Raw genomic sequence first — 8032 nt, 5'->3', positions numbered from 1 at the left:
CCCGTGTGAAAGTAGGTCATCGTCAGGCTCTTACAGCCCCAAAAAGCCCAACCAGAAATGGTTGGGCTTTTTGCTTTTTGATGTTCCAAAAGCAAGATGGGCTACTCGTTTCGGACCTGCACCTCGTCGGCAAAGGCGGCTCCAGCCTTGACCAATTCCGCAAGGACCTCGGCGCCCAGTTCATCGAGGGACCAGGAGGCAAAGAAGCGCGCGCGAATGACAGCGAGGTACGGTGTGCTTCGAACCCATGCTTGCCATTCATCGATGCTTGCCGCCTGGACTTCCAGCAACTTGAATTTCATGAGCACCTTGATCGCATGTCGAGCGTGCTTGACGGGATCGCGCGACAGAGCCTCCAGCCTGCGCCGCGCCAATGAAAGCGCTTCCGCGACCTCGTTGAAGACGCTTCCATGGCCTGGGATCACGCACACCGGATCGAGCATTTCTATCAAGTCGAGGGTGGCTGCCACCTCATCGAAGGACGGCTCTCCCGCCAACTCGGGAAACACGATACCGAAGCCGTTCTCCCAGAGCGCGTCGGCAGATACCAGCGTGCGTGAGCCGGGCTCGAACAGGATGATCGAATGCGGATCGTGCCCCGGCGCCGCATGCACCTGCCAAGCCAGGTCACCCAGCACAACATCCTGGCCAGGCACCAGAAGCCCATCGAAGCGAAAACGCGGGCACTGCTGGCCGGTGGCGCGGAAACTCAGTGCATCTTCGTCCCAGCTTCGCACCAGCGCTGCCTCTCCCGGCGGAATCAGGGTACGTGCCATGGGGTAGCGCTGCTGCAGCGCTGCGTTGCCACCGCAGTGGTCGCTGTGCAAATGCGTGTTCAGCACACGGTCGAGCGGGCGGCCGCCAAGTCCGGCCTCGACGAGGGCCAGCGTCTGGCCGGAATGCGTGACGTAGCCGGTGTCGACCAAGGCTGTCTCGTCACGGCCCACCAAGAGAATGTTGTTGGACGAAAGCCACCCGCGCTCAAAAACCTGGAGCTGCGCTGGCAGACCCGCGGCGGCGCTCAAGCCGTCGCGCCTGGCCGCAGCTGGCGTCGGAGAATCTTCCCGACATTCGTCTTCGGCAGGCTCTCTCGAAACTCGATGTGCTTCGGACGCTTGTAGCCGGTCAATTGGTCGTTGCAGTAGCGCATCACCGTCTCTTCGGTCAGCGAGGGATCCTTGCGGACGACGAACACCTTGATCGCCTCGCCCTGCTTCTCGTCCGGCACGCCGATCGCTGCGCATTCCACAACGCCAGGGCACAAGGAAATGACGTTCTCCAATTCGTTGGGGAACACGTTGAACCCGCTCACCAGGATCATGTCCTTCTTGCGGTCGACGATCCGACTGTAGCCGTCTTCCTGCATGACCGCGATGTCGCCGGTGCGCATGAAGCCGTCGGCGGTGAATGCCGCCGCGGTTTCGGCCGGCTGGTTGTAGTAGCCGGTCATGACGTTAGGCCCCTTGATGCACAACTCTCCCGCCTCTCCGGGAGGCAGCGAGCGGCCTTCGTCGTCCTTGATTGCGATTTCGATGCTGGGCAGCGGCAATCCGATGGTTCCGGTGAACGCGGTGTTGGAAACCGGGTTGTTGGTCCCGATCGCGCAAGTTTCACTCATACCCCACCCTTCGATCATCGGGCAGCCGGTGGCGTCGAACCACTTGCGGGCGGTGCCTTCGGACGCTGCCATTCCGCCGGCTTGCGACACGAAGAGCGTCGAGAAGTCGATGGTCTTGAATTCCGGGTGCATCAGCAGGGCGTTGAACAGCGTGTTCACCGCCGGCAGCATGTGGAAGGGCCGCTTCTTGAGTACGGCAATGAACTTGTCGAAGTCGCGCGGGTTGGGGATCAGCGTCAAGTGCGAGCCCTGGCGGATCGCGAGCAGGCACAGCGTCAGCGCGAAGATGTGATACAGCGGCAGCGCCGCAATGCTGTTGACCTTGGACAGATCGCCCGCCCGCGCCAGTGCGGGCGTGAACCACGCTTCGGCTTGCAGCGTTGCGGCGACGATGTTGCGATGGGTCAGCACCGCGCCCTTCGACAGCCCCGTGGTTCCACCGGTGTATTGGAGGAAAGCGATCGAGTCGAGCGTGCTGGGATCCGGCGCCAGCGTGCGCGCCTTGCCCTCGGCGATGACCTGGGGAAACGGCGTGACAGTGCGCCCGTTGTCGAGCGGCAGCTTGTACGGCGGGACCATCTTGGCAAGATGCCGCACGGCCACCGTGATCCAGGTGCCGTAGAGGCCCCCGAGCAGATCCCCCATCGAGGTGACCACCACATGCTTCAAGGGCGTCCGCTCGATCACCTGCTCGAGCGTCGCTGCGAAGTTCTCGAGGATGATGATCGCCGTCGCACCCGAATCCTTCAGCTGGTGTTCGAGCTCGCGCGCGGTGTACAGCGGATTGACGTTGACGCAGGTGTAGCCCGCGCGCAGCACGCCGCACATCGTGACGGCGAATTGCGGCACATTGGGCAGCATGATGGCCACGCGCGCGCCGGGCTCCAAGCCACGCGACTGCAGCCATGCGCCCATCGCCTTGGACAGTTCGTCGAGCTCGCCATACGACATCCATCGTTCCATGCACACCGAAAACGGCCGCTCGGCATAGCGCGTGAACGATTCGTCGAACAGCTGCCCCAGCGAGCGGTACTGCTCGGGATGGATTTCGTGCGGCACGCCGGCCGGGTAGTTCTTCAATGCGGATGATTGCATGCGATCTCCTTTGGCGCGGATTGTCGAAGCGGGTCCGGCCCTGCCGCCAGCGGGCTTGTCCTAGGGTAGCGCCCCATCTGTCGCCCATGCGATAGTTGGCCGCATGGTTGCGCGTCTCCAGCAGTGCCTTGTGCTCGGCGGTCTTCTTGGCGCGATCGTCTGGGCGAGCTTCTGGTGGAGCCGGTCGCCGCTCCTGGCCGTGCTCAGCCTCGTCGCGTTGACCTGTACCCACACCACCATTCTTGCGATGGAGTTCGTGGCGAGCTACCGCATCAACGGCCGCGACCCTCTTTCCCGCGCGCGAGTGCCCCAGTGCATCCGGGCGTGGCTGGCCGAGAGCTGGCTGGCGCCGCGTGTCTTCTGCTGGTACCAGCCCTTCCGCTCGCGCGCCGTGCCTGACCATCTGTCGGCGAACGGTCGAAGGGGTGTGGTGCTGGTCCACGGGTTTCTATGCAACCGTGGATTCTGGACCTCTTGGTTGCGCGAGTTGCGCGCCGACGACCGTTCCTTCGTCGCGGTCAACCTCGAGCCGGCTTTCGGCTCGATCGACCACTACGCGCAGACCATCGACGACGCCATCCTGCGGGTGACCGCAGCGACCTCGCTGCCACCGATGCTGATCTGCCATAGCATGGGCGGACTCGCCGCCCGGGCCTGGCTGCGCGATGCCGATCCAGCGCGTGTGCATCGCGTCGTCACCATCGGGACCCCGCATCGCGGCACCTGGCTCGCGCGTTTCGGCCGCACGCTCAATGGACGCCAGATGCGCGTGGGCGGCGAATGGATGCTGCAGATCGAAGGCGAGCATGCCAGCACGCGGCGGGTTCCTTTCACCTGCTGGTACTCGAACTGCGACAACATCGTTTTTCCTACGTCTAACGCGACGCTGCCCGGCGCCGACAACCGTCTCGCCGACGGGTCCGCGCACGTGGAGATGGCCTTCGACCTCGAGGTAAGGCGCGAAACCTTGGCCTTGCTCGATCGCTGAAGCTAGGCCGTCGCCTCGCCCGACAGCAACACGCCAGCCTCGATGTCGGGCTGCGTCGCGAGTTGGCGATAGAGCGGCGCGAAGTCCGGCGCCGTCAGCTCGAACAACTGCGCGAAGCTGTCGATCACGAAGTAGGTGCTCTGGTAGCTGTCGATCTTGTAGCGCGTGCGCATGGTTCGCAGCAGATCGAGCGGCAGCCGGTAGGGTTCGGGGCTGCGCACCGCGTGCCGCAACTCGCCGACCGAGCTCAAGACGCCTGCGCCGTAGGCGCGCAAGCCATCCGGCTGGCGAATGAGCCCGAACTCGACCGTGTACCAGTAGAGCCGCGCAAGCTTCTCGCCGGCGCCCAACTCGTGCGCCTTGATGCCGCCCTGGCCGTAGCGCTGCACGTAGTCGGCGAAGGTCGGATCGAAGAGCATCGGCACATGGCCGAACAGGTCATGGAAGACGTCCGGCTCGACGATGTAGTCGAACTCCTCGGGCTTGCGGATCCAGTCCGTCACCGGGAACTTGCGGTTCGCAAGCAGCGTGAAGAAGGGCAACTCGGGGATGAGTCCAGGCACTGCGACGACTTCCCAGCGCGTCGCCTGGTAGAGCCGCTCGTTGATCTCCTCGAAGCGCGGAATGCGGTCTTTCACGCCGAGCGAAGGCAGCGACGCGATGAAGGCATCGCAGGCCAGGCCCGGCAGCTGCGCGGCTTGGCGTTCGTAGAGACGCCGGTAGGTGTCGTGGTCGGCCGGCGTATAGCTGGCCCAGTCCTGCGGGCAGGTGTAGTCGGCGAGAACAGCGCCGCCACGCGAATAGTCGCCGCGCGGCGGGCGCTCGGACTGGCCGTAGACGGCGGGCATGACCGCACCTGTTGGCGTCTCCATGAAAAAGCTCCGATGTTTTCTTTACTTGAGCCAGCGGTCCATCACGCGCTGGAACTCGCCGCCCGCCTGCGCCAGGTGCAGCCATTGGTCGACATAGGCCTTGAAGGCCACGTCGTCGCGCGGCAGCATCCAGGCCATCTCGCCGTATTGCAGCGGCTTGTCGGGGTTGATGGCGCACAGGCCCGGCTTCAGCTTCTGCTGGGTGATGGCCTCGGCAGATTCAGTCACGAAGACGTCGGCGCGCCTCGCGAGCAGCTCGTCGAAGATCGTCACGTTCTCGCCGTGCATCGTGAGCTTGGCGCGCTTGAAGTTGGCACGCGCGAAACGCTCGTTGCTGCCGCCTGGGTTGAAGATCACGCGCACTTCCGGCTTGTCGATGTCGGCCACGCTCTGGTACTTGGCAACGTCCGCGCAGCGCGCGATGGGCGTCTTTCCGTTGACCATGTAAGGAGCGCTGAAGAAGGCACGCTTCTGGCGCTCGGTCGTCACCGACACGCCGCCCACTGCCAGATCGCACTTGCCGGCTGCGAGGTCGGGCAGCAGATTGGCCCAGGTCGTCTTCACCCATTCCGGCTTCGCATTGAGGCTGGTGCTGAAGCTGGTCATCAGGTCGACATCGATCCCTTCATAGCTCGCATCCGGCTTCTGGAAGCTGAAGGGCCTGTAGTCGCCCGGCGTGCAGATGCGCAGCACGCCGGCCTTTTGCACCGCATCGAGATGCGACGAGGCCGCGCCCGCGCGCTGCTGCGGATTCATGGCGCAGCCGCCGAGGACGAGGACCGCGGCTGCGATCCATGACGAGCGAATCCAAAAGGTCTGACGCATTCCGCGCTCCTGTGTGTGATGGGGCGGCTATTGTGCGGCGGTCAGCACGCCACGGCGCATCTGGTCGAGCTCGATGCTCTCGAACAGCGCCTTGAAGTTGCCGTTGCCGAAGCCGTCGTCGCCCTTGCGCTGGATGAACTCGAAGAAGATCGGGCCCAGTTGGTTCTCGCTGAAGATCTGCAGCAGCAGCGCGTCCTTCTTGCCGTCGATCAGGATCTTGCGCTTGTGCAGGTCCTCGACGTTTTCGCCGTGGCCCGGAATGCGCTTGTCCACCAGCTCATAGTAGGTGTCGATGGTGTCGAGCAGCTTGACGCCGTTGGCGCGCAACGCGTCGACGGTCTTGTAGAGATTGTCCGAGCCCATCGCGATGTGCTGGATGCCCTCGCCGCGATAGAGGTCGAGATACTCCTGGATCTGGCCGGCCTGCTCCTTGCCTTCCTCGTTGATCGGGATACGGATCTTTCCGCACGGGCTGGTCATCGCCTTGCTCTTCACGCCCGTGACCTGGCCTTCGATGTCGAAGTACTTGACCTCTCGGAAGTTGAACAGGCGCTCGTAGAAATCCGCCCACTCGTTCATGCGGCCGCGGTGCACGTTGTGCGTCAGGTGGTCGATGTAGGTCAGGCCGTTGCCCTCGGGCGCCAGCGCCTCGATCGCGCTGAGGCCGGGCAGGGCTTCGAAGTCGACGTCGTAGAAGCCGATGTTGCCGATGTCGCCGAACTGCGCGCCGTTCTTGCCGCGCCAGCGGTCGACCAGGTAGATCAGGCTGTCGCCGATGCCCTTGATCGCCGGGATGTTGAGCTCGCCCGGGCCTGCCTTGTCGGCGAAGCCCCAGGCGCCGAGCCCGATGGCGCGTTCATAGGCGGCCTTGGCGTCCTGCACGCGGAAGGCGATCGCGCAGACGCTGGGCCCGTGCTGACGTGCGAAACGCTGCGCAAAGGAGTCCGGCTCGGCATTGACGATGAAGTTGATCGTGCCCTGCCGGTACAGCAGCACGTTCTTGTGGCGGTGCTTGGCCACGGCCTTGAAGCCCATGCGCTCGAACACCTGGCCCATGGCGGCCGGATCGGGTGCGGCGTACTCGATGAATTCGAAGCCGTCGGTGCCCATGGGGTTCTCCCAAGGGGTGAAGGCGGGGGCGTCGGCGGTGCTCATGGGCTTGTCTCCAATGGAAGGCGAGAGGATGGAAGGCGGGATTCAGTGTCGCGCCGCGCATGCGCAGCGTCCGTGTTGAACTGTAAAAGCGCAAGCCATCATGATTTCAGCGTTATCGCGCCCGATTCAATGCTTGGACGCAAGAAAACTGCGAAAATTTAGGAATGAATGCACTCGACAAGCAAGATCGGCTTATTCTGCGCACCCTGCAGACCGACGGCCGCGCCACCTACGACCAGCTGGCCGAAGAGGTGAGCCTCTCGCCCAGCGCGGTGCTGCGGCGGGTCAAGCGCCTGGAGGAAAGCCGCGTGATCGACCGCTACGTGGCGCTCGTGAAACCCGAAGCGGTCGGGCTTGGGCTCACGGCTTATCTCAACGTCCGGCTCGAGAAGCACACGGAGAGCCACAAGCGCAACCCCATGGATCTGTTCCGCGCCAGCGTCCAGACCTGGCCCGAGGTGGTCGAATGCGCGGCGCTGACGGGCGAGATGGACTATCTCTTGCGCGTGGTCGTTGCCGACATGGCGCACTACAGCCGCTTCATCATGGACACCTTGCTCAAGCACCCGAGCGTGCAGGACTGCAAGACCAGCTTCGTGCTCGACCGCGTCAAGGCAACCACTGCCGTGCCCGTGTAACAACATATTGGTTGCGTGCACCCCACGGGATTGGTATTCGTTTACCAATGACCTACGTTTTCGACCCTACGGTCTTGTCGTTTAGGGGAAAACCCTTATATTGAATGCATGCTAACCGCCAAGGCACTCCTCAAAGCCTCGCTTGGCCTCGGCTCCTTCCTGAAAGCGCCGATGGTTGAGGCCCAACCGCGCGCCGCCGCGCCCGCACCCGTCATGGTGCCGATCCGCTCGATCGGCCCGCGTGAGCGCGACCGCATCGCGCAGCATCTTCTTTCCCTCAAGCCGCACGATCGCTACCTGCGATTCGGCTATGCCGCCTCCGACGAGCAGGTTCAGCGCTATGTCGACGGCCTGGACTTCGATCGCGACGAGCTGTTCGGCATCTACAACCGCCGTCTCGACCTGATCGCGATGGCCCATCTTGCGTTCGCCCCGGCAGACCAGCACAAGGATTGCGCCGAATTCGGCGTCTCGGTGGCCGAACATGCGCGCGGGCGCGGCTATGGTGCCCGGCTCTTCGAGCGCGCGGTGGTGGTCGCACGCAACGAAGGCATCGGCATGCTGTTCATCCATGCGCTGAGCGAGAACGCCGCCATGCTCAAGATCGCGCGCAATGCCGGCGCGACCGTGGTGCGCAGCGGCTCCGAGTCCGAGGCGCACCTGGAGCTACCCGTCGCCACCTTCGACAGCCGCATGAGCGAGATTGCGCTCGAGCACTACGCGCAGGTCGACTTCCAGCTCAAGACGCGTGCCAAGCAGTTCTGGGCCTTCCTGGCCGACCTGCAGGAAATCCGCAGCGGCGTGCGTGCCGCCCGCGACCAGTCCTCGCCCTGAGCGGGGC

Annotated in this window: 8 protein-coding genes; 3 read left to right on the top strand and 5 right to left on the bottom strand. The window is 64.0% G+C overall.

Annotation, left to right across the window (positions count from 1 at the left end; translation table 11 throughout):
* Window positions 1-101 precede the first annotated feature (101 nt).
* On the bottom strand, window positions 102-1025 hold the full coding sequence (locus tag AC3A6B_RS21525) for an MBL fold metallo-hydrolase (protein WP_487838683.1): 924 nt from the start codon (window positions 1023-1025) through the stop codon (window positions 102-104).
* Window positions 1022-2713 (bottom strand): AMP-binding protein, encoded by a 1692-nt coding sequence (locus AC3A6B_RS21520; protein WP_487838682.1) that lies wholly within the window; start codon window positions 2711-2713, stop codon window positions 1022-1024. Before AC3A6B_RS21520 ends, AC3A6B_RS21525 begins: the two co-directional genes overlap by 4 nt.
* 103 nt (window positions 2714-2816) lie before the next feature.
* On the opposite strand from AC3A6B_RS21520, the gene AC3A6B_RS21515 reads away from it, so the two are divergent.
* Window positions 2817-3701: an esterase/lipase family protein gene (locus tag AC3A6B_RS21515; protein ID WP_487838681.1), complete on the top strand. Its 885-nt coding sequence runs from the start codon at window positions 2817-2819 to the stop codon at window positions 3699-3701.
* Between the two features lie 2 nt (window positions 3702-3703).
* Here the strand turns inward: AC3A6B_RS21515 and phhA are convergent, their stop codons facing one another.
* Genes phhA through hppD form a run of 3 tightly spaced genes read right to left on the bottom strand, consistent with a single transcriptional unit; the run spans window position 3704 to window position 6553 of the window.
* Window positions 3704-4573, bottom strand: coding sequence for a phenylalanine 4-monooxygenase (phhA, locus tag AC3A6B_RS21510; RefSeq protein WP_487838680.1), 870 nt, complete (start codon window positions 4571-4573; stop codon window positions 3704-3706).
* Between the two features lie 21 nt (window positions 4574-4594).
* Window positions 4595-5398, bottom strand: a complete 804-nt coding sequence (locus AC3A6B_RS21505) for a transporter substrate-binding domain-containing protein (protein ID WP_487838679.1) — start codon at window positions 5396-5398, stop codon at window positions 4595-4597.
* Between the two features lie 27 nt (window positions 5399-5425).
* Window positions 5426-6553 carry a 4-hydroxyphenylpyruvate dioxygenase gene (gene hppD / locus AC3A6B_RS21500; RefSeq protein ID WP_487838678.1) on the bottom strand — a complete coding sequence of 376 codons (1128 nt, stop codon included), beginning with the start codon at window positions 6551-6553 and terminating at the stop codon, window positions 5426-5428.
* A gap of 164 nt (window positions 6554-6717) precedes the next feature.
* Between hppD and AC3A6B_RS21495 the strand changes: the two genes are divergently transcribed.
* The gene (locus tag AC3A6B_RS21495) at window positions 6718-7191 is read left to right on the top strand and encodes an Lrp/AsnC family transcriptional regulator (protein WP_487838677.1); all 474 of its coding nucleotides are present in this window, start codon (window positions 6718-6720) and stop codon (window positions 7189-7191) included.
* Between the two features lie 108 nt (window positions 7192-7299).
* A complete protein-coding gene (locus tag AC3A6B_RS21490) occupies window positions 7300-8025 on the top strand; it encodes an N-acetyltransferase family protein (protein WP_487838676.1) in 726 nt (241 codons plus the stop codon).
* Window positions 8026-8032 lie beyond the last annotated feature (7 nt).

It is taken from the genome of Variovorax sp. Soil_C_33 (assembly GCF_057656935.1).
Note: the sequence above shows the minus strand (reverse complement) of the source record. Positions and strands in the feature narration are given on the sequence as shown.